16 protein-coding genes and 1 tRNA gene are annotated in these 20,296 nt (G+C 73.4%); 10 read left to right on the top strand and 7 right to left on the bottom strand.

Features of this window, described 5'->3' with window-relative positions; genetic code table 11:
• Positions 1-185 precede the first annotated feature (185 nt).
• Positions 186-722 (top strand): hypothetical protein, encoded by a 537-nt coding sequence (locus tag ACF08B_RS05220; RefSeq protein ID WP_392316163.1) that lies wholly within the window; start codon positions 186-188, stop codon positions 720-722.
• Between the two features lie 492 nt (positions 723-1,214).
• On the opposite strand, the gene ACF08B_RS05215 is transcribed toward ACF08B_RS05220, so the two are convergent.
• The 6 genes from ACF08B_RS05215 to ACF08B_RS05190 all read right to left on the bottom strand — a co-directional run bounded on the left by ACF08B_RS05215 (position 1,215) and on the right by ACF08B_RS05190 (position 6,749).
• Positions 1,215-1,400, bottom strand: coding sequence for a hypothetical protein (locus ACF08B_RS05215; protein ID WP_392316162.1), 186 nt, complete (start codon positions 1,398-1,400; stop codon positions 1,215-1,217).
• A gap of 1,020 nt (positions 1,401-2,420) precedes the next feature.
• Positions 2,421-2,493: transfer RNA gene (locus tag ACF08B_RS05210), tRNA-Arg, on the bottom strand.
• A gap of 420 nt (positions 2,494-2,913) precedes the next feature.
• Positions 2,914-4,194 (bottom strand): cation:proton antiporter, encoded by a 1,281-nt coding sequence (locus tag ACF08B_RS05205; RefSeq protein WP_392316161.1) that lies wholly within the window; start codon positions 4,192-4,194, stop codon positions 2,914-2,916.
• Positions 4,195-4,286: 92 nt separating this feature from the next.
• Positions 4,287-4,472 carry a hypothetical protein gene (locus tag ACF08B_RS05200; RefSeq protein WP_176985619.1) on the bottom strand — a complete coding sequence of 62 codons (186 nt, stop codon included), beginning with the start codon at positions 4,470-4,472 and terminating at the stop codon, positions 4,287-4,289.
• Positions 4,473-4,509: 37 nt separating this feature from the next.
• Entirely contained in the window at positions 4,510-5,409 is a 900-nt protein-coding gene (locus tag ACF08B_RS05195; protein WP_392316160.1) for a methyltransferase domain-containing protein, read from the bottom strand.
• Entirely contained in the window at positions 5,406-6,749 is a 1,344-nt protein-coding gene (locus ACF08B_RS05190) for a cytochrome P450 (protein ID WP_392316159.1), read from the bottom strand. Before ACF08B_RS05190 ends, ACF08B_RS05195 begins: the two co-directional genes overlap by 4 nt.
• Positions 6,750-7,163: 414 nt before the next feature.
• Between ACF08B_RS05190 and ACF08B_RS05185 the strand changes: the two genes are divergently transcribed.
• The 9 genes from ACF08B_RS05185 to ACF08B_RS05145 all read left to right on the top strand — a co-directional run bounded on the left by ACF08B_RS05185 (position 7,164) and on the right by ACF08B_RS05145 (position 17,302).
• Positions 7,164-7,532, top strand: coding sequence for a hypothetical protein (locus tag ACF08B_RS05185; RefSeq protein WP_392316158.1), 369 nt, complete (start codon positions 7,164-7,166; stop codon positions 7,530-7,532).
• A gap of 42 nt (positions 7,533-7,574) precedes the next feature.
• Entirely contained in the window at positions 7,575-8,519 is a 945-nt protein-coding gene (locus tag ACF08B_RS05180) for an ABC transporter ATP-binding protein (protein ID WP_392316157.1), read from the top strand.
• Positions 8,510-9,376, top strand: coding sequence for an ABC transporter permease (locus ACF08B_RS05175; RefSeq protein WP_392316156.1), 867 nt, complete (start codon positions 8,510-8,512; stop codon positions 9,374-9,376). The genes ACF08B_RS05180 and ACF08B_RS05175 overlap by 10 nt, the downstream gene beginning before the upstream one ends.
• 173 nt (positions 9,377-9,549) lie before the next feature.
• Positions 9,550-10,857 carry a cytochrome P450 gene (locus ACF08B_RS05170; protein ID WP_392316155.1) on the top strand — a complete coding sequence of 436 codons (1,308 nt, stop codon included), beginning with the start codon at positions 9,550-9,552 and terminating at the stop codon, positions 10,855-10,857.
• Complete coding sequence (locus ACF08B_RS05165) at positions 10,850-12,118, top strand: flavin monoamine oxidase family protein (protein ID WP_392316154.1); 1,269 nt, start codon at positions 10,850-10,852, stop codon at positions 12,116-12,118. The genes ACF08B_RS05170 and ACF08B_RS05165 overlap by 8 nt, the downstream gene beginning before the upstream one ends.
• Positions 12,115-13,059 carry a Rieske 2Fe-2S domain-containing protein gene (locus ACF08B_RS05160; protein ID WP_392316153.1) on the top strand — a complete coding sequence of 315 codons (945 nt, stop codon included), beginning with the start codon at positions 12,115-12,117 and terminating at the stop codon, positions 13,057-13,059. The genes ACF08B_RS05165 and ACF08B_RS05160 overlap by 4 nt, the downstream gene beginning before the upstream one ends.
• Positions 13,056-13,970, top strand: a complete 915-nt coding sequence (locus tag ACF08B_RS05155) for an alpha/beta fold hydrolase (protein WP_392316152.1) — start codon at positions 13,056-13,058, stop codon at positions 13,968-13,970. Before ACF08B_RS05160 ends, ACF08B_RS05155 begins: the two co-directional genes overlap by 4 nt.
• 872 nt (positions 13,971-14,842) lie before the next feature.
• Complete coding sequence (locus ACF08B_RS05150; protein WP_392316151.1) at positions 14,843-15,658, top strand: VOC family protein; 816 nt, start codon at positions 14,843-14,845, stop codon at positions 15,656-15,658.
• Between the two features lie 237 nt (positions 15,659-15,895).
• Entirely contained in the window at positions 15,896-17,302 is a 1,407-nt protein-coding gene (locus ACF08B_RS05145; protein ID WP_392316150.1) for an NAD(P)/FAD-dependent oxidoreductase, read from the top strand.
• Positions 17,303-17,479: 177 nt separating this feature from the next.
• Here ACF08B_RS05145 and ACF08B_RS05140 read toward each other — a convergent pair whose 3' ends face one another.
• Positions 17,480-20,062 carry an AAA family ATPase gene (locus tag ACF08B_RS05140; protein ID WP_392316149.1) on the bottom strand — a complete coding sequence of 861 codons (2,583 nt, stop codon included), beginning with the start codon at positions 20,060-20,062 and terminating at the stop codon, positions 17,480-17,482.
• Positions 20,063-20,296 lie beyond the last annotated feature (234 nt).

Raw genomic sequence — 20,296 nt, 5'->3', positions numbered from 1 at the left:
GTTGTGCACCCCTGACCACCCTCGCACGGCCCGGGGCGGCCCCATCGGTCACCCAACGCCTTGTGCTGGCACGACCAGACGCTGGTGTCAGCCCGAGCAACCGCTCTTGACAGATGCGCACCCTGCATTCCCCACACTCTCGCGGGGCGGCCTAAGATGCCGAGCGGTCAGGGGAGGGCGAACCTATGGGTGAGAGCCTACGCAAGGTCTTGCTGTGGGGCCGGGCCTTGCAAGAGTGGTGGTCGGGCCGTCTGGGCAAGGAGATCGTCTCCCTATGGGCGGCAGGCATCGTTCTGGGCGTTCCCGTCTGGATCGTCATCGAGATTCTCTGGCACCCGGACTCGATCCTCGGTGACGGCGGGCTCGCGGCCTTCGGCCTGCTTGTCATCCTGGCTGTCGCAACGCTCTTCGCATGGATGGGCGTCATGATCGTCCGCGAGACGATCGCTGAGTCCCGCGTGACTACAACTCGAGCCCGGCGCAGGTTGCTCACGATTCAGGTACTCATGGCCGGGGCGGCCGGGTGGGTCGCCCTGCGGGCGATCTTGGTCTTCGGTAATCACGTGTCGATGACCGTAGGCCTGATCTCGGCGATCCCGCTGGCGGTTCCGTACTCACTCGCGTTCCTGGCACTCGTCATGCGCGAGGACGTCCGGTGGCGCGTGGTACGCGCTGTGCTACCCGCGCCGATCGCCCTGGTGGTGCTGCTCCGGTTCGTGTGACTCGCTGCGTGGCGCCTGGGTTCATCTGCCACGGTGGCATCCACCTTCCTCGACCCACCACTTACCCCAGGCTAGGTTCATGGCGTCCAGGTGGAGCGCGCCACTGTACGAACGACCTGGACGCCATGGGCCGCGTCTGCTCGGCTCTGCCGGTCGACGGCGGACGGGATAGAGCACCCCGCGCACGCCACTACGTGCCGGCGGTCGGCGACGGCGCCCTCCTCCATCCCGGTGCCGCCCGATCCCCCGCCGGAGGCATCGCCTTTGCCTCGCCGAGAAGCAATTGACGCGTCTATGCACCCGAACCCAGGTGACTACCTGGCCTTACGCAACTAAGATTGCGACACGTCAAGAGTGTCCGCACTGGCGTGCGGATAACCGCGAGGCCTCGATATCCACTGTCACACGGTTCGAGGCCCCGCGTGGGAGTTATCCCGCAACAAGCCGCGGTCCTAGGTGTCGCCACACCTGGGACCGCAGCGCTTCACGGCCTCAAAGGCCGATCAGCTTCGCAAGCGCGTCTCCGACTAACTGCCCAATCGCGGCGCCTGCTACGGCGACCGCCATCCGAGCTGATGCTTCGATGACCTTCTTACGAGTACTGCGGTCCTCCCGGTACTGCTGGGGATCGTCCGGTTCATCACCATCGGGTAACCCCTCGCTGGCACCGGTTGACATGCACAGCTCCTGTCCAGCCTGGCCGCCGTGTTTCTTCCAGAGCGACCGCCACAGCGACGGCCGCCCAAGGCGGACGCTCTGTAAGCCACACGGCAGACGGACAGACGATCAACACGCCACAGGACACTGCACTCACAGGCCCACACGCTGCCACTATGCAGTTTTTCGAGGATTTCCTGCATATATCTAGCGTAGGCAGTATGGCCCACTGGGCGCGACGGCATCAACTAGACAGAGCCAACTCACCAAATGGGAGCAGTGATTGAGCAGAAAGCGACCGCAACTACCCGCGGAACCTGCGCCTCATCGTGGCGCGCTTCGAGACACATGAGTGCTGGGAGGTGCGCTGACGCCGCTCGCGATGGCTCGCCACCGGGTGCGGTCGTCCGGCCTGCAGAAGCCATGGTTGACCCCAACGTCGTGCCCTGCCTGAAGTAGCTGCTCCGGCCTCGACCGCCGCAGTTTCGCGCCCCGTTACCGCACTGCGTGTACTCCTGGCGGCCTTCACCACTCTGCGGTTCGGGGGGCGCACTGCGGCGCCGGGACGTCGACCTGGACGGGCTGACTGTTACCGTGCGCCGAACTCAGGCCGAGCTGCAGGAGTGCCGGCTCTTCGGCAAGGCGCCGAAATCTGCGGCCGCGGTGCGCTCTGTCTCCTTCTCGGTTGAACTCCTCGAGGCCCGGAAGACTGCGGGCGTCACGGCTGAGCTGCACTTCCACGATCTCCGACACACGGGCAGTACCGCGGCCTCCGCGGCTGGGGCCGGCAGGCGGGAGCTGATGCCGCGGAGGAGGGCACAGCAGTTCCCGGGCCGCGCTGGTCTACCAGCACGTGACCAGCGACCGGGACCGGGCCATCGCCGACCGGCTTGAAGTCATGGTTCGCGCGGGTGAGGGAGGAGCCGCCAGCTAGGAGGTGTGGCATCCGCGTGGCATCAGTGGCACGGGTGTGGGACGACCCCGAACAGGACGAAGGGCCAGCCTGGGAGGAAAACGCTCCTGAGCTGGCCCTTCTCTCTGTGCCCCCGGCAGGATTCGAACCTGCGACACCCGCTTTAGGAGAGCGGTGCTCTATCCCCTGAGCTACGAAGGCGGGGCTGGCAATCCCTGCTGAGAGCCCGGGTAGGGCTTCCGGCGGGGATTCGTGTGCCGGCGGTGCCTCGTCTCGCCTCCGGGGCGGGGGTCCGGGGGCGATGGTCGTCCCCGGCCTCCTCCCAGGGGTGGGAGAGGTACCGGGGACAGCCTAGCGGACGGGGGCGGGACTTCGCTGGGGTGATCAGGTCGGAGCGAGATCAGGACTCCGCCGGGGGTGGTCCGGGCGGGGCGGGACCAGGGCTCCACCGGGGGTGATCCGGTGCGGGCGAGATCAGGGCCCCGCCGGGGGTGGTCCGGGCGGGGCGGGACCAGGGCTCCACCGGGGGTGATCCGGTGCGGGCGAGATCAGGGCCCCGCCGGACGTGATCCGGGCGAGGCGGACTCAGGGCTCTGCCGGTGTTGATCCGGGCGAGACGGATCACGCGCGTACCCGGGGCTCCCCCGGTGCCGTGGGGATCGGGTTCGTCGGTTCCGGGGGTGGCAGGGTGCGGGTCAGTTTGAGGAGGGGGGCTGTCATCAGGGTCGTCATCAGGGCGACCACCGTGAGCAGGGCGAACATGCGGTCGTCGATGATGTGGGCCTCGTGGCCGATCTGGAGGACGACCAGTTCGGTCAGGCCTCGCGTGTTCATCAGGATGCCGACGGCGAGGGACTCGGTCCACGGCAGGCCGGCGTACCGGGCGCCCAGGCCGGTGCCGCCGATCTTCGTGACGACGGCCGCGGCCAGCAGGGCGGCCGGGACCAGGCCCGCGCCCGCGGACAGGCGCAGGGCGCCCAGGTCCACCCCGAGGCCGTAGCCCATGAAGAAGAAGGGGAGCAGGACGGTCTTGGCCGTGGCGGTCAGGGGGGCCGCCGCCGCGGCGGCCCGGCGGTTTCCGGCCGGCCAGATCAGGCCCACCAGAAGCGCGCCGATCAGCTGGTGCAGTCCCAGGGCCGCCGTCGTGGCCGCCGAGACGCCGATCGCCACGACCAGGGCGACGGTGAGGGTGGTGGGGTTGGTGCGGTCCGCCCTGCGATCGAACCAGGCGGTCACGAGCCGGCGTACCGGGCCGAGGCACACGGCGATCACCGCGACCGGGATCAGCGCCCCTGCGACCGCGTCCATCGGGCCGGAACCGTGGGCCAGGGCCAGGACGGCCGAGAGGGCCAGCCAGCTGCCGCCGTCGCCGACGGCGGAGGCGAACAGGCTCAGCCGGCCCGGCCGGGTCCGGGAGATGCCGAGGTCCTCCAGCATGCGCGCGAGGACGGGGAACGCGGTGATGCTGACCGCGCAGCCGACGAAGAGGACGAAGGCCAGCGGGGAGGTGCCGGCGGGGGCGTAGTCGCCGGTCAGGGGCAGGGCGACGAGGGCACCGGCCGCGAAGGGCAGCAGCAGGGACGCATGGCTGATCGTCAGGCTTTGCCGGGTGGCCCCGCGCACGCGGGTCGAGGCGAGTTCCTGTCCGGTGCCGAACATGAACAGGGCGAGCCCGATCTGCGCGAGTCCGTTGAGCATCGGCAGGATCGCCGGCGGGAACAGCCAGGCGCCGGTCTGCGGGCTGAGGGCGCCCAGGACGGAGGGCCCGAGGGTGATGCCCGCGGCGATCTCGCCCATGACGCGCGGCTGGCCCAGCCGCACCGCCAGGACCCCGGCCAGGTGGGACAGCGCGAGCACGGCGGCCGCGCCGAGGAAGAAGTGTCCGGTCGTGTCGAGAAGCATGGTGGGCTCCGTGGACGGAGGAGGGGCCGCGCTCGGTGGAGCCCGGCCCCTCGCACTGCGGTTGGACGTGTCCTGCCGCCGGAGGCGGGCGGTCAGTGGCGGGGGCGGCGGCCCAGTGCCATGCCGGCGAACAGGAAGACGACGCCGAGGACGCCCGCGACGACCGCCGCGGTCGTCTGGGCCGGCTTCTGGCTGGCGTTGACGACGGCCGTCACGACGCCCATCACGCCGCTGATGTAGCAGAAGATCGTCACGAAGATCTTGAGGTTCGGGTTCATGGAGGGTCTGGTCCTATCCGGTTGTCCTGGTGGGGAATCAGCGGGGTGCGGTGCCCGCGGCGGTGAAGCCGAGCAGCATCACGTGGGCGTCCGGGTCGGCCCGGAAGCGGTTCCAGCAGTCCGCCGCCAGCGCGAACTCGCGCAGCGTCAGGACGCCCGCCGCCAACAGGGGCTGGAGGCGGCCCGGTCCCAGATGCGGGGCGAAGTCCTCGGTGGGGCGGTCGTCGTTGGTGGTCGCGAACGGGCGCATGGCCACGTCCTCGAAGCCGGCGGCGCGCAGCAGTCGGGTCAGGCGCCGGGCGATGGTGCGGTCTCCGCCCGCCGACGCCTGGGCCTGCGCCAGCTTGCCGTGCACCGCGGCCAGTTCGGGGAACGCCGGGTCGGCGACTCCCCAGCAGGAGGCGTCCACCTCGGTCACCACGATGCGTCCGCCGGGCCGCAGGACGCGCAGCGCCTCCGCGAGTACGGGCCCCGGGTCCGTCAGGTGCTGGAGTACGTAGCGCAGCAGGACGTAACCGGCGGAGGAGTCGGCCAGTGGCAGCGCGGCGCCGTCCGCGACGACCAGGCCGGCACCGCAGCCCGCCGCGTGGGCGAGCAGGTCTTCGTCGATGTCCACCGCGGTGACGGCGAGATCCGGCAGGGCGGTACGCAGTCTGCGGGTGACCGCGCCCGAACCCGCCCCGATCTCGACCAGCGGGCCGGCCTGCGCCGCGAGGCCCAGTTCGCGCAGGATGCGCAGTTCCGCGTCGAAGGAGAGGGCGGCCTGCGCCTCCAGCCGGGCCAGTTCACCGCCGAGCCCCCCGGCGGTGGTGGCCGAGGGATCGTACGAGCCGCCGACGGGCCCGGTGCGGGAGGGGGGCGGGGCGTCGGACCGCGCCCGGAACGGGGTGGTACGGGTGGGGCCGGCCGGGGCCGGCGGGGAAGGGGGCGTCGTCACCGCTGCCTCGCAGTCATCCGCATGCCGTGCTTGGGGCGCAGGGTCACGAGGGCCTCCGGTTCCACCGGGAAGCCGGGCTCCAGTTCCAGGCGTGCCGCGCGCATCAGGACCGCCAGGACGAGGGTCGCCTCGACCAGGGCCAGGTGGCGGCCGATGCAGGTGCGCTCGCCTCCGCCGAAGGGCAGGTAGAGGTGGCTCGGCGGTGGTGCGTCGGCGAACCGGTCGGGTACGTACGCATCGGGCCGATCCCAGTGGTCGGGGTGGCGGTGCAGTACCCACTGGCTGACGCAGACGAGCGCGCCGGCCGGGATGTCGTACCCGCCGATGGTGTCCGGGCCGGTCGCCCGGCGGGAGATCAGCCACACCGGCGGGTAGAGCCGCATGGCCTCCTCGACGGCGCGGCGGCAGTGCACGAGGGAGGGCAGGTCCGCGGCGGTGGGGGTGCGGCCGCCGAGGACGTCTTCGATCTCGGCCCGTACCCGGTCGGCCTCTTCCGGGTGGCGGTCGAGGAGGTAGAGCGTCCAGGTGAGGGCCTTGGCGGTGGTCTCGTGTCCCGCCATGACCAGGGTGAGCACCTGGTCACGCAGCGCCTCGTCGTCCAGTTCGCCGATCATCGCGTCCAGCAGCGATCCGGTGTCGTGCGCCGGGGGCTGCCCGGTGCCCGCGGCCCGCCGGGACGCGATGACGGTACGGGCGATCAGCTGGAGGAAGTTCCGGGCCTGTACGTAGCCGCGGCGGCGCAGGGCCGTGTCCTCGGGGTCCGGGTCCGGGTCGGGTACGTAGTGGCCCATGAACCGGTTCACGGCGTCGACCGCGCGGCCGAAGCCCTCGCCCGCAGCGCCGAGGTCCACGCCGAGCACGGCACGGGTGAGGATGGCCAGGGTCAGCGAGGTGAGGTGGTGTTCGACGGGCAGCGGGGTGCCGTCGCGCATGGCCGGCCGCCAGCGGTCCAGGAGCGCCTCGGTCTCCTCGGTGATGATGCCGTCGAAGGTGCTGACCTCGGTGCGCCGGAAGGCGGGGGCGCACAGCCTGCGCTGCCGGGCCCACTCCTCGCCGTTGCTGGTGAGCAGCCCGTTGCCGAGGAGCGGGCGCAGCATCGCGTCGTCCGGGGTGTGCGCCTTGGTGTAGTTGCCGACGTTGTCCTTGAGTACGTGCCGCACCAGGTCGGGCCGGTGCAGCATGAACACCCGCTCGCCGTCGCCGAGATGGCTGGTGATGTCGCCGTAGCGGCGGTTCATCCAGGTCACGAAGGAGAGCGGGTCGGCGCGCATCCGGGCCATGTCCACGGGGGCTTCGGGCCCCGGCGGGACGGTGCCCGCCGGTGCGGTGGTGGCTGTCACGTGAACCTCCGTGGCTGACGGGACCCGGGTACGTAAGCCCCGTACGTAACGGCGGGCTTCGGATACGTACCGGGTGTCGGTAATTCCGTAATCGGTGCGCGAATTCGGATGGTGGCCCGCCGGCCGTGCCCCTGATGGTGCCCGACATGAGAGCATGCAGGGCGCGGGCGGGTACAACCGGTCTGCGGGCGTGGGCGATTGGCAACATTATCCCCCGGCCGCCGGTCGGCTCAATGCTTATCCGCAGAGGTGGGAGTACTCAGCTCGAAGAGGGGGAGTACTCAGCTTTCGGCGGTCTCCGGATTACGTTCCTTTGCGACTTGGCGGCGCCGTTGTGGCCGTGTGAATGTTTTCTCGTCGCCGGCACAACGACCGAATCGAAATCCTGGAAAACGCTAGGAAGGGAGAGTTCACATGGCACTCGATCCGCAGCAGCGGGCGGAGTTCGTGAACGCCTACACCCGCGTGCTCATCAGCTCGTGGTCCGACGAGGCGTACGCCACCCGGCTCCACTCCGAGCCGCGCGAGGCGCTCGCCGAGGCCGGCATCGAACTCCCGGCCGACGCCCAGGTCGTCATCGTCACGGAGGCGCCCGAGGGCCACGAGGAGGGCAACCTGGACGTCCAGGTCGCGCTCTGGGAGACCGGTCTGGAGACCGGCCGCTACGAGTTCCACATCCCCGCCACGCCGACGGTCGACGCCGCCGAGCTGAGCGAGGGTGACCTGTCGGACGTCGCCGCGGGCTGCAACTACTGCTGCTGCCCCTGCTGCTGCTGCACCTGACAGGCGCAGACGCACCCATTCCCACTTCGCTGGAGCGTTTTCATGCCCACTGCGCAGACGGCACATCCCGTTTCCGTCCGCGGACTCTCCAAGCAGTACGGTGAAGTCCATGCCGTGCGGGATCTCAGTCTGGAAATTCACCAGGGCGAGGTGTTCGCACTGCTCGGGCCGAACGGCGCGGGAAAGACCACGACCGTCGACATTCTGACGGGAGTGCAGCGGCGCACCGGTGGAGAAGTGCGGGTCCTCGGCCGTGATCCGGCCGAGGACCCGCGGGAATGGCGGGCGAAAATCGGCGTGGTGCCCCAGACGGCGGGCGCGTACGCGGATCTGACCGTGAAAGAGATCGTTACGCATTTCGCCGCCATGTATCCGGCGCCGCTGCCGGTGGGCGAGGTGCTCGACATGGTGGGACTCGGCGGCCAGCACGCCAAGCAGGCCACCGCGCTCTCCGGCGGGCAGCAGCGCCGCCTGGACGTCGCGGTGGGCGTCATCGGCGACCCCGAGCTGATCTTCCTGGACGAGCCGACGACGGGCCTCGACCCGGTGGCCCGGCGTGAAGCCTGGGAACTGGTCCGCTACTTCGCCGGCCGCGGCCGTACGACCCTGCTGACCACGCACTACCTGGACGAGGCGGAGGAGCTGGCCCAGCGGGCCGGCGTCGTCATCGGCGGACGGCTCGTCGAGTGCGGGCCGCTCGCCTCGCTGGGCGGCCGCGACACGACCCCCGCGAACGTCACGTTCCGCCGCTGCGCGGTGCTGGCGGAGCGCTCCCTGCCCGCCCTGCCGCCGGGCACCGAGGTGGTGCCGGGCGTCGCGGGCACCGTGACGCTGCGGACTCCCGTGCCCTCGCAGGTCCTCGGTGTCCTGCTGCCCTGGGCGCGCGAGGCGGGGGTGAGCGAGCTGGCCGAGCTGCGCGTGCACCGGCCCACGCTCGAAGAGATCTACCTGAACCTCATCGACAGGGAGACCGTCGCATGCCCCTGACCGAGGCCGCCGGCGTCCGGCCGGCCGTCGTCGCTCCCGCACGCCCGGCCGCGCACGGCGCGCGGGGCCTGGGGAGAGCGTGCGCGGCGCGCTCGTCCGTCGAACTGAAGGCGTTCTTCCGCAACAAGCAGTCGCTGGTCTTCACGCTGTTCTTCCCGGTGCTGCTGCTCGTCGTCTTCGGCTCGATCTTCTCCGGCAAGGTCGAGGGCACCGACACCGACTTCCGGCAGGTCTTCATGGCCGGGGTGATCGCCGCCGGCGTGATGAGCACCGCGTTCTCCGGGCTGGCCATCAACGTGGCGATCGAGCGGGACACCGGGACCGTGCGCCGGCTCGCGCTCACGCCGATGCCGAAGTCGGCCTACTTCGTGGGCAAGCTGGTCCGCGTGGTGGTGACCACCGTGCTGGAGACGGCGCTGCTCATGGGCATCGCCGTCACCGCGTTCGGGCTGCCGCTGCCGGGGACCGCGCAGCGGTGGGCCACGCTCGGCTGGTGCCTCGCGCTGGGTACGGCCGCCTGCGCGCTCGCCGGGATCGCCTACAGCGCCCTCATCCCCAACAGCCGTTCCGCGGCGGCGGTGGTGACGCCCGTCTTCATGGTCCTCCAGTTCATCTCCGGCGTGTTCTACCCGTTCGACAAGCTGCCGCTGTGGATGCAGAACACGGCGGCGCTGTTCCCCGTCAAGTGGATGGCGCAGGGCTTCCGTTCGGTCTTCCTGCCGGACTCGTTCACGGCCGTGGAACCGGCGGGGTCCTGGGAGCTGGGCCGTATCGCGCTGGTCCTCGCCGCGTGGGCGGTGGGCGGCCTGCTGGCCACGATGCTGACGTTCGGCTGGCGCGGACCGCGGGTGCGCTGAGACCGCGCCGCGCCCTCGGGGTGCGTGCGGACACGATCCGCGCCGGGACCGCGGGCCGGCGGCGCGTGCCCGTGCGAGCCGCGCCGAGACCCCGCCCCCGCGGTGCGCGCACGTGTGCGGCGCGCCGGAACCGCGGGCCCGCAGTGAGCCGCGCCGATAAGGAGAACGCCTACATGACCAAGCCGCCCGGGCTGCCCGCCCAGCTGGCGCACCCCTTCAGCCCGGCCGGGCGCGTCGATCCGTACCCGGCCTACGACTGGCTGCGCGCCCACGACCCCGTGCACCGCGACCCGATGACCGGCATGTGGCTGGTCACCGGGTACGAGGACTGCGTGGCGCTGCTCAAGGACCCGGCCCTCTCCGCGGCCGCGGGGCAGCGCGCGCGGTCCCGGGACGACGACCTGCCGGTGTCCATGCTGACCACCGACGGCGTCGACCACGCGCGGCTGCGCGCGCCCGGCTCGCTGCTGCTGGGCACGGCCGCGCTGGCGTCCGTGGCCGACGGGATCGCCGCCGACACCGACGCGCTGCTGGACCGGGCGGCCGAGCGCGGGGTGCTCGCCGACGCCGTGGAGGAACTCGGCGCGCCGCTGGCCACCGCCGTACTGGCGCGGCTGTTCGGCCTGGGCGCGGACCGGCACGCGACGCTGGCGGAGCTGGCCCGCGCGGCCTCCGTCAACCTCGATCCGCTCGCCCCGCCGCACGTCGCCCGCCTGGGCCGGGCCGCGATGGGCGAGCTGACCCGCTTCCTCGACGCCCACGCCGACACCCTCGGTGTCCCCGGGCCGGGCGGCGTGCGGGAGGCGGGCGGCGCCCACGAGAGCCCGCTCGCGCGGCTCGCCGCCGATCCCCGGCTGACCCGGCGCGAGATGCTCGGCATCCTGGGGCTCGCCGTGGTCGGGGGCTGGCAGCCGCTCGCCGAGGCCGTCGGCAACGCCCTGTACTGGCTGCTGCCCCGCCCCGGCGTCCGCGCGGCCCTGCGCGCCGCCGGCCGGGAGGGTGCCGAGACGGCCATGGACGAACTGCTGCGCCTCGAAGCACCCATCCCGTTCACCGCGCGCGTCACCGTGCGGGACGTCCGGCTGCCGGGCGGGCACGTCCCCGCCGGGCAGCGGGTCCTGGCGGTGCTCGCCGCCGCCAACCGCGACCCGGCCGTCTTCGCCGACCCCGGTGCCCTCGTGTGGGACCGCAGTCCCAACCCGCACCTCGCGTTCGGCGGCGGCCCGCACTTCTGCCTCGCCGCCCGCCTCGTGAAGCAGTCCGGCGCGCTGCTGCTCGAACGGCTCGTGCGGCGCTTCCCCGAGGCGGCCCTCAGCGGGGCCGAACCGCGCTGGGCCGCGACCCTGATCCCGCGCCGCCTCACCGGGCTCGGCGTCGACCTGGGCCCGTGCGTGCCGGACCGGGCCGCGAGCGGACCGGCGGAGCAGCCGGCCGCACCCGGCGGGGAGGCCTGTACGGCGGCGGAGGCCGCGCATGCCTGAGGTGATCGTGGTCGGCGCGGGCATCGCGGGCCTGGCGTGTGCCGCTCGTCTCGCGGAGGCGGGCGTCGACACGCTCGTCCTGGAGGCCCGCTCCCGCGTCGGCGGCCGTATCCGCACCTTCCGCCCGGCCGACGGCGGCCCGGCCCTCGAACTCGGCGCACAGATCGTGCACGGCGACCGCAACCCGGCGCACACCGTGCTGGGCCCGCAGCCCCCCGCTCCGCGGCCGGAGGCGGCGTACGTCGTGACCGGCCGGGTCGCCCGCCCCATGGCCCTGCTGGCCCGTGGCGGCCACCCGCCGTGGCTGCTGGAGTCCCGGCTCGCCGCCCTCACCGCGGACCGCGGGCCGAGCCCGGCCGACGGCCCGGGCCCGGCCGCCCCGCAGGGTCCGACCGTCGGGACCTGGCTGGCCGGCAGCGGGGCCACGTCCGCCGAGGTGGCCGTGGCCCGCGAGTGGGTGCGGCAGACCTGGGCGGCCGATCCCGACCGGCTGTCCGCCGCCGCCGTGGCCGAAGCCGTACGCCAGGACCCGGGCGGGCGCGGCGAGTTCTGCGTGCCCGGCGGCCTGGACCTGCTTCCGGCGCGGCTCGCCGCAGGGCTGCGAGTGCGGACCGGCACGCCCGTCCGCCGGATCGAAACCGTCGCGGACGGCACCGGCGTACGGCTGCTCACCGACGACGGGGAACCGACCGCGGACCGTGTCGTCGTCGCCGTACCGCCCGCCGTCGTGCACCGGGGGCTGCTGACCGTCGACGGACTCGGTCCCGAGCGGGCCGCCGCCGTCCGGGCGCTCGCCCCCGGGGACGGCTTCTGCGCCGTGGTCACCCTGGCCGGGACCGCCCCGCGCACCGCCTCCGTCTTCGACGCCGACGGCGTCGGCGGGTTCGTCTCCTGCCGGCGCGGCCGGCCCGAGGCGCTGCTCGTCGCCAAGGACGCGGCGGCAGCGTGCGTACGCGAGGCGGCCGGATCCGCAGCGCACCTCGGGGCGCTGCTGGCCGTGGCGCTGCCGTGGACCGCGGGGACGGAGATCACCGGGGTCGAGACGGCCGACTGGGCGGCCGATCCCTGGAGCGCGGGGGCGTTCTGCGCCCCGCGGCCCGGATCGGCCGGAGCCGCCCGGGAGTGGGCACGACCGCTGCACGGGCGGGTGTTCTTCGCGGGTGAGGCCGCGGTGATCGGCCGGGCGCTGCCCTGGCTGCAAGGGGCGTACGCCGACGGGCGGCGCGCCGCCGAAGAGGTTCTGGAGGCGGGGAAGCAGTGACAGTGAACGTCCACTCGGGGTGGTACCTGGCCGCCTTCGCGTCCGAACTGGACGGCGAGGCCGTCCCGTTGGACATCGGTACGCGCCGGCTGGTGGCCGTGCGCGGTGAGGGCGGCGGCCTGCGGGTGTATGACGCCGACTGCCCGCACCGCGGCGCGCACCTCGGGCAGGGCGGCCGGGTGGAGCGCGGCTGCCTGGTCTGCCCGTTCCACGGGCGGCGCATCGGGCTCGGGGAGCCGGAGGGGGAGGGCAGCCGGCCCTGGGTGCGGGAGCACGAGGTCGTCGTGTGCGGCGACGCCGTGTTCGTACGCCTGACCGACGGGCCCGACGACGACCGCGGGCTGCGCGCGACGCTCAAGGAACTGGCCGCGGCCAAGCCGCTGGTGAAGGCCGTGGAGCGGCCGGTCGCGGCGGCCGCCGACCTGATCGTCGAAAACGCCTTCGACACCGACCACTTCACCGCGCTGCACAAGGTGTACCGGGTGCGCGGCATGCACCACCACACCGGCGCGCACGGCGAGCTGGTGATGGACGGCGAGTTCCCGATGCCCGCCTCGCCGTGGCGCGGCAGCGGCGCCGGGCCGTCCCCGGCCGCCGCGCGGGCGTACGTACCGCGTTTCCACGCCCGTGCGTTCAGCCCCGGCGTGGTGGTCACCGAGTTCGGGCCGCGGCACGAGGTGCACGTCATCGTCACGGGCGCCGTGCCCGACGGACGCGGCGGCTGTGTCGCACGTGTCGCCGTCGGTGTGGGCGAGGGTCGCGAGAACCAGCTGCCGATGCTGATCGCCGGCAGCGAGCGTGCGCTGGCCGAGGACATCGCCGTCTGGGAGCACCTGAACCCGCGGGTGACGCCCCGCTACGACACGGCGGACGCGGCCGTCGTCGCCTACCGGGAGTTCTGCGCGGGCTTCACCGACCTCGACCCCCTGGAGGCACCGTGAGCGAGGCCGTGACGACCGCCCCTCCCGACGCCGGCGGCGAGCCGTTGCCCGGCGAGCGGGAGAGCACCCACGCCGGTCTGCACACGTACACGTACGGCAGCGGCCCCGCCGTGCTGTGGGTGCACGGGTACACCATGGACTCCACGCTCTGGCGGCCGCTGTGGCGCCTGCTGCCCGGGTTCCGGCACATCGGTGTCGACCTGCCCGGACACGGGCGCTCCGAGCCGCTGGCACCGGGCACGACCCTGCCCCGGCTGGCCGCCCGGGTGCTGGACCTGGCCCGCGCCGAGGACGCCCGGCGGTGGGTCGGACTGTCCTTCGGCTCCACCGTGGTGCTGGAGATGGCCATCGGCGACCCGGGGGCGGTGGACCGGCTCGTCGTCGGCGCGCCCACCCCGGCCGGGGGGCCGCCCGATCCGGCCGCGCGCAAGCGGTACATCGAGATGCTGATGCTGCGCCGGCTGCGGGGCGCGGCGGCCGCCGGCCTGCTCGCCGACCTGTGGATGACGGCGCCGCCGGACATCTTCCGCGGCACGGAGAACCATCCCGAGGTCCGGGCCCGGCTGCGCACGGTCGTCGCCGGGCACTCCTGGGCCGAGCTGGACAACGGCGCGATGGCCGCGCTCAGCGCCCGGGTGCACACCGCCGGGGAACTGTCCCGGATCACGGCCGACACGCTCGCCCTGACCGGCGACGCCGACATGCCCGTCTTCCACGAGAACGCCGCCCTGCTGGCACGGGTCCTGCCCCGCTGCCGCGGCGAGGTGGTCGCCGGGGCCGGTCATCTGCCCTTCCTGGAGCTGCCCCGGACCACGGCGGCTTCCCTGGCGGACCACCTGGGTGTGAAATTCCCGAACGGAACAGCCGACGACCAAGGAGTTTCCGGGGCCGCGCGCGCCCGTATAAAATGATCAAGGCAGGAATCGGGGGGGCTGGGGGACATGCCGATATTCGTGCTGGAGTTTTTCGGGACGATTCACCAAGTGATGGGGGCGGTGGACAGCGCCGACCTCGCTTTCTTCTTCGGACCGCACCTGCTGGGGGAGCGGGCGGTTCTGGAACGGAGCGCGCTGAGCCTGCACTTCGCACCGCGCGGGGCCGGCCGCAGGGACCGTGAGGTGCGGGTCCTCGACGGGGAGGGGCGGCTGCTGCGCCGCTGGAACTACCACGGCATCGGCGGTATACCGCCGATTCTGCCGCCGTTCGCCGTCATGAACCAGCGGTACGCGCTCGTCCAGGCGGCCGTGCTGGCCAAGCAGGACAGCGTGGTCGCGCTCATCGGCGGGGTGGGGTCCCCGCGCAACTCGGTGGCGCTCGCGCTGGGCGGCCGCGGCTGGCGGATGGTCTCCGGGCGCTACCTGGTCGTGGACCGCGCCACCGGGCGCACCCTGCCGTACCAGCTGCCGCTGGAACTGCGCGGGCCCGCCCTGGACAGCGCGCGGGCGGCCGGCCTCACCGACGGGCCGTCGGACGATCTGCGCCCGGTCTTCTCGCCGCTGACGGGCTCCTCCGTCCAGGTCCGTCCGGAGCGGCTGCTCGCCACCGCGGCCGTCGACGAGACGCTGCCGCCGGCCACGCTGGTCCGGCTGTGCACCGCCGGGGTCTACGGATGCCGGCTGGAGGACTGGGACTTCGCTCCGTCGGTGTGGCCGTCCGAGGCCGCACCGGACCTGGCCCCCGCACCCCGGATGCGGCTGCTGCTGCCCGAGTCGGGCGGCGCCGAGGAGGCCGCCGACCTGCTGGACGAACGACTGACCGCGCCCGCCGCGAAGGGAGCCGTACCGTGCCCCGCCGTACCGCCTACACCGAGGGAACACCCTGCTGGATCGGCTACGCGGGGGTCGACCCCACCGGGGCGAAGGACTTCTACGCGCCCCTCTTCGGCTGGGAGTTCCGATCCGAGGGCGGCCGCGGCCATCACCTGATCCTGCCCGGTGGTGGTGGCGGTGGCGACGGTGACGGCCTCGTGCGCGGTGACGGCCGTGACGGCGGTGACGGCGGTGAGGACATCGGCGGCGACCGCGACGGCACCGGCGTCCAGGGTGACGGCGACGGCACCGGCTCCGGCACCGATGACGCCCGCGCCGGCATCGTGGGCGGTCTCGGGCCGAGCCCGGCAGGTCCCCGGTTCGGCTCCTCCTGGACCGTCTACCTCGCGGCGAAGGACCTCGGCGCGGCCCACCGGCGCGCCGAGGAGCGGGGCGCCCGCGTCCTCGTCCGCGGGGTCCCGGCCGGCGCGGACGGCCGGCTGAGCCTCGCCGTGGACCCGCTGGGCGCGTCCTTCGGGCTGTGGCACGGGGCGCACGACGAGGGCGTGGTCCTCGTCGACGAGCCCGGCGCGCTGACGGCGGCCGTGCTGCGGACACCGCACCCGGACGCGTCCGCGACGTTCTACCGGGAGGTGTGCGGCACCGAGGCGGCCACCGATGAGGCGGAGAGGGCGGGTTGGGTGCCGTACTTCGGGGTCGTGGACGTCGCGGCCTTCGAGGACCGCGCGCGGGCGGCCGGCGCGCGGCTGCTCGCCCCGGGCCTGCTGCGCGACCCCTGGGGCGCGGTGTTCGGCGTCACCGCCCGGTACGGAGCGGCCCGGGCCGCGTGAGGGCCGCCCCACTACGCAATGCGCGCCACGCGTCACGGCGATACGTAAACCGCGCAGTGCGCATCGCATTCCGTTCAGCCGGGCTTCCCGTACGTGCGAGGGTTCCTTCCGAGAAACGACCGGCAAACGGTCGGAGAACGAAAAGCACCCGCTGCGGAATTCCGTCGAACGCCTTGATGTCACACGGAATTCGGGCGGAGATGCCACCGGGGGGCTCAGGTGGGGAAGGGGAATGCGATGGCACCCGAGATCGTGGTCGTCGGCGGGGGGCCCGCCGGCTCGACAGCGGCGGCACTGCTGGCCCGGCAGGGGGCGCGCGTGCAACTCCTGGAACGGGCGCATTTCCCGCGCTACCACGTCGGGGAATCCGTGGCGACGTCCTGCCGGTCCATCATCGAACTGGCCGGTGCCCTCGAAAAGGTCGCCGAACGCGGCTACACGGTCAAGGAGGGCCTGCTGCTGCGCTGGGGCGCCGAGCGCGACTGGGTGGTCGACTGGCCGGAGATCTTCGGCACCGAGGCCCAGAGCGCCTGGCAGGTGGACCGCGCGGACTTCGACGACGTCCTGCTGCGGCACGCCGCCTCCCAGGGCGTCGAGGTGATCGAGGGCGCCCAGGCCCGCAAGGTGCTCTTCGAGGACGGGCGCGCCGCCGGTGTCGAGTGGACGCACGAGGGCCGGGAGCGCACCACGCGCGCCGACTTCGTCATCGACGCCTCCGGCCGTGCCGGGCTGCTGTCCGTGCGCCACCTGGGCAACCGCACACCGCACGACGTGTTCCGCAACATCGCCGTCTGGGGCTACTACCAGGGGGGCGGCCTGCTGCCGCGTACGCCGCGGGGAGGCATCAACGTCATCTCCGCGCCCGAGGGCTGGTACTGGGTCATCCCGCTGAAGGACGACGTCTACAGCGTGGGCTTCGTGACCCACCAGGACCACTTCCTGAAGCGCAAGCAGAAGTACACCGACATGGAGTCCCTCTTCCTGGACGCCGTGCAGGAGTCCGAGACCGTACGGGACCTGGTCGCGGACGGGGTGTTCCAGCACCACGTCCGGGTCGAGCAGGACTTCTCGTACACGGCGGACAGCTTCTGCGGCCCCGGCTACTTCCTCGCCGGCGACTCCGCCTGCTTCCTCGACCCGCTGCTGTCCACCGGCGTCCACCTGGCCATGTACAGCGGGATGCTCGCGGCCGCGTCGATCCTCGCGCAGGACGCGGGCGAGGTGACCGAGGACGAGGCGCTGTCGTTCTACGAGTCCCTGTACCGCAACGCGTACGCGCGCATGTTCTCGATGGTGGCCGGCTTCTACGAGCAGTACCGCGGCAAGGCCACGTACTTCTGGCTCGCGCAGCGCCTGGCCCGGGGACGCCACCCCGAGCTGATGAACCGGCGTCCCGCTCCCGAGCCGGTGCGGTCCGCGCCGGACAGCGAGGCGTTCGCCGCGCTCACCGCCGGCGTCCTCGACCTCGACGACGCGGCGCGGGCGGGCGGCGCCCAGCCGCTGCCACACGAGGCGCTGGCGGCGCGGATGTCCCGGCAGCACGAACTGAACAGCCACGACGCGGCCACCGGGCTGTACCTGAGGACCACTCCGCGGCTGGGCATCGGCCGGGCCGGCCGGGCCGCGGAGACGGCGCACGCCTGACCCCCCTCGGGTGGTGCGCCGGTGGGCGGGGCCGACGGCCCCGCCCACCGTTGTCGTTCCGGGCGCGCAGCCGGAGCGGCCGACGCGCAGGGAAGTTGCCCGGAGCGGCCGCGCGGAGAAGATGCTCGGAGCGGACGCTCGAAGCAAAAGCCCGTGGCGGCCGCTCGAAGCGAGAACTCAGAGCGGAAGCCCGGCGCCGAGCGCGCCGGTCAGCTCGTGCCGGCTGTGGATGCCCAGCTTGCGGTAGATCCGGCCCAGGTGGGTGTCGACGGTGCGCTTGCTGAGAAAGAGCTTCTCGGCCACCTCCTGGCTGGAGTGCCCGCGCATCACCAGCTCCACGACCCTCGTCTCCGCAGGGCTCAGCAGCGCCCGCTCGCCCTGTGCCACCTGTGCCACGGGCCGACCGGTGGTGGCCCGCTGCTCCTGCGGCGCACCGGCGAGGATGGTGGCCGCGGCCGCCTCCTCGCCGAGGGCCAGATAGGACTGGGCGGCCTGCGTCCGCCACGGCAGACAGGCCGGGTTGGTGATGCCGCGCTGGGCGAGCCGGTGCCCGCAGTCCAGGAACAGCCCGGCGGCGGCCGCGTGTTCGCCCCGCGCCGCCGCGACCGTGCCGCGTCCCTGGAGGAACAGCGCCTTGATGAACGGGTGCGCGTCACCGGCCACTTGCTCGCCGTCCAGGAGGGCGGCCGCCTCGGCGCTGTGCCCCAGGCCGGTCAGGGCGCGCGCCGCGCAGGCAAGTGCCGCGCCGGTCAGCGCAGGGGCGTTGAGCCGCCGGGCGAGCCGCAGCGCGATCCCGGCCTCCGTGTGCGCGGCGGCGTGGTCCCCCAGCCGGTGGGCGGTGTCGCTGCACACGAGGTGGGCGAGCAGGGCGGTGGCCAGGTCGTCCGCGGCGCGGGCGGCACCGGCCAGCCGGGTGGCCAGCGACTTGCCGCCCTCGACGTCCCCGGTCCAGGTCAGCGCCAGGGCTGCGCCCACGAGACCGGCGGCCGCGGCCGGTGCCATGGCCTCCGGCTCGCGGCCCGCCGCGGCGACGACCCGCGCGGCCATCCGCCGTGCGGTGCTCAGCCGGCCGCCGGCCGCCGCGGCCGCGGCGAGGGCACCGGCGAACGTGCACGCCGCCGCGTCCGTGGGCGCGGCGGCCGCGAGCCGGGCGGCCCGGCGCAGGCCGGAGCGGTGCCCGGTGAGCAGGGTCTGGGCGGTGAGCCGCAGCAGGTGCTCCCGCGGCGGGGCCGGCAGTGCCGCCAGCTCCCCGCATGCCCGGACGAAGGGCTGGGCCGCCTCGACGGTGGCGACGAGGGCGGGCGAGGCCATGCGGACCAGCGCCTCGGCACGCCGGGCCGGGCCGGTCGCGGCGTCCGCGGCGGCGACGGCGTGCCGTGCGCAGGCGTCCAGGTCGCGGTGGAGTTCGACGGCGCCCAGCCGCACGGTGAGGTCGAGAAACGATTCGCCGCTGTCCTCGTCGCCCCGGTCGTCCTGCTCGGCGCTCCCGTCGGTGCTGTCCAGCAGGGCCAGCGCGCGCCGCAGAAAGCGGGCCGCGGCCTCGTGGTCGCCGGCCGCCGCGGCCTGCGTGCCGGCCGCGCGCAGCACGTCGAGTCCCCAGTCGCAGCCGCCCTTGAGCAGGTGCTCCGCCGTCTGCCGGGCCGGAGCGCCGAGCCGTGCGAGGACGGCGGCGGCCCGCCCGTGCAGCGCCAGCCGCTCGGGCGCCGGCACCCGGGCGAGCACGGCGGGCCGGACCGCGGGGTGCGGGAACCGGGCGGGCGGGCCGGGCTCCAGCAGGCCCGCGCGGACGAGCGTCTCGCGGGCGTGCTGCTCGTGCACCTCGCCGCGCCGCGAGAGCGCCCCGCACACGGCCGGGTCCGTCTCGGGGCCCAGGACGGCCAGCAGGGCCAGCAGTTCACCGGCGGCCGGGTCGTCCTCGTCGAGCCAGGCCAGCACGGTCTCCGACAGGGCCTGGGCGCCGATCGGCAGCACCTGCTCCGGGTCGGGCGAGCCGGGTGCCATGGGGGTGCGCCGCAGCCGGGTCACCAGGTCGTGCAGTACCAGCGGGTTGCCGTGCGCGAGCGAGTGGCACAGGGCCGCCAGCTCCTGGTCGACGGGGCTGTCGAAAGCGCGGTCCACCAGCTCCGTCGTACACGTCGGGCACAGCGGTTCCGGCCACAGGCTCAGCAGGTACGGCAGCGGGCCCAGGTCCTCGGTCACCTGCGCCGCGGCCTTCGAGGGCAGCGTCGCGACCATCAGGACCGGCAGGTCGTCCAGCCGTCGCGCGATGTAGGAGAACCAGCGCAGCGACGGCTCGTCCGCCTGTGTCAGGTCGTCGACCAGGATGGCGACCGGCCGCTCCACCGCGAGGGCGCGCGTCGTGCGCAGCAGGCCCAGCAGCGCCTCGTGGGTGGGCCTGGTGCCGGGCCACGCCTCCTCCCCGGCGAGCCCGGTGCCCTCGGCCGCGCCGGGCGGGACGGCGGCGGCACGGCCGGCACCGGCCGCCTCGCTCCCGGCGCGCCCGCCGAGGACCGGGTCGAAGAGCTGGCGCACCATGCTGTACGGGAACTGGCTCTCGCTGGGATGGCAGCGGGCCCGCAGGACGAGGGCGTCGGCGGGCAGCAGCCGGGGTATCGCGCCCAGCAGTGCGGACTTCCCGATGCCGCGTGGTCCGTGCACGGTGGCCACGGTCGGTCGGCCCAGTGCGAGTGCGTCGATGGCCTCCTGTAGGAGGGATATCTCATGCTCTCTGTGGTACAGATCCCCGTTCGGTGCATGCATCAGGCCAATGTTGCATTCTCCACGGGGCAGTTCAAGCCAACATCGTTGTCGCAGAAGCGGATTAGGCGCCGGACGCCCGCGTTTCGGGAGTTCACCCTCCACGCGCTCTCGCGTTACGTATGTGCCACCCGTGCGGGGATACGTATGAAAGGGCCCGGTGCGTAGCCGATGAAGCATTTACCCGCAGCTGTCCCCGTGTTTGGGTTGCCGACGTGACGCCACGTCAGGGCTGAT

This window comes from Streptomyces sp. NPDC015139, from assembly GCF_043079785.1.
GTDB lineage: Bacteria > Actinomycetota > Actinomycetes > Streptomycetales > Streptomycetaceae > Streptomyces > Streptomyces albidocamelliae.
The sequence above is the reverse complement of the archived record's forward strand: the minus strand, read 5'-3'. Positions and strand labels throughout refer to the sequence as shown.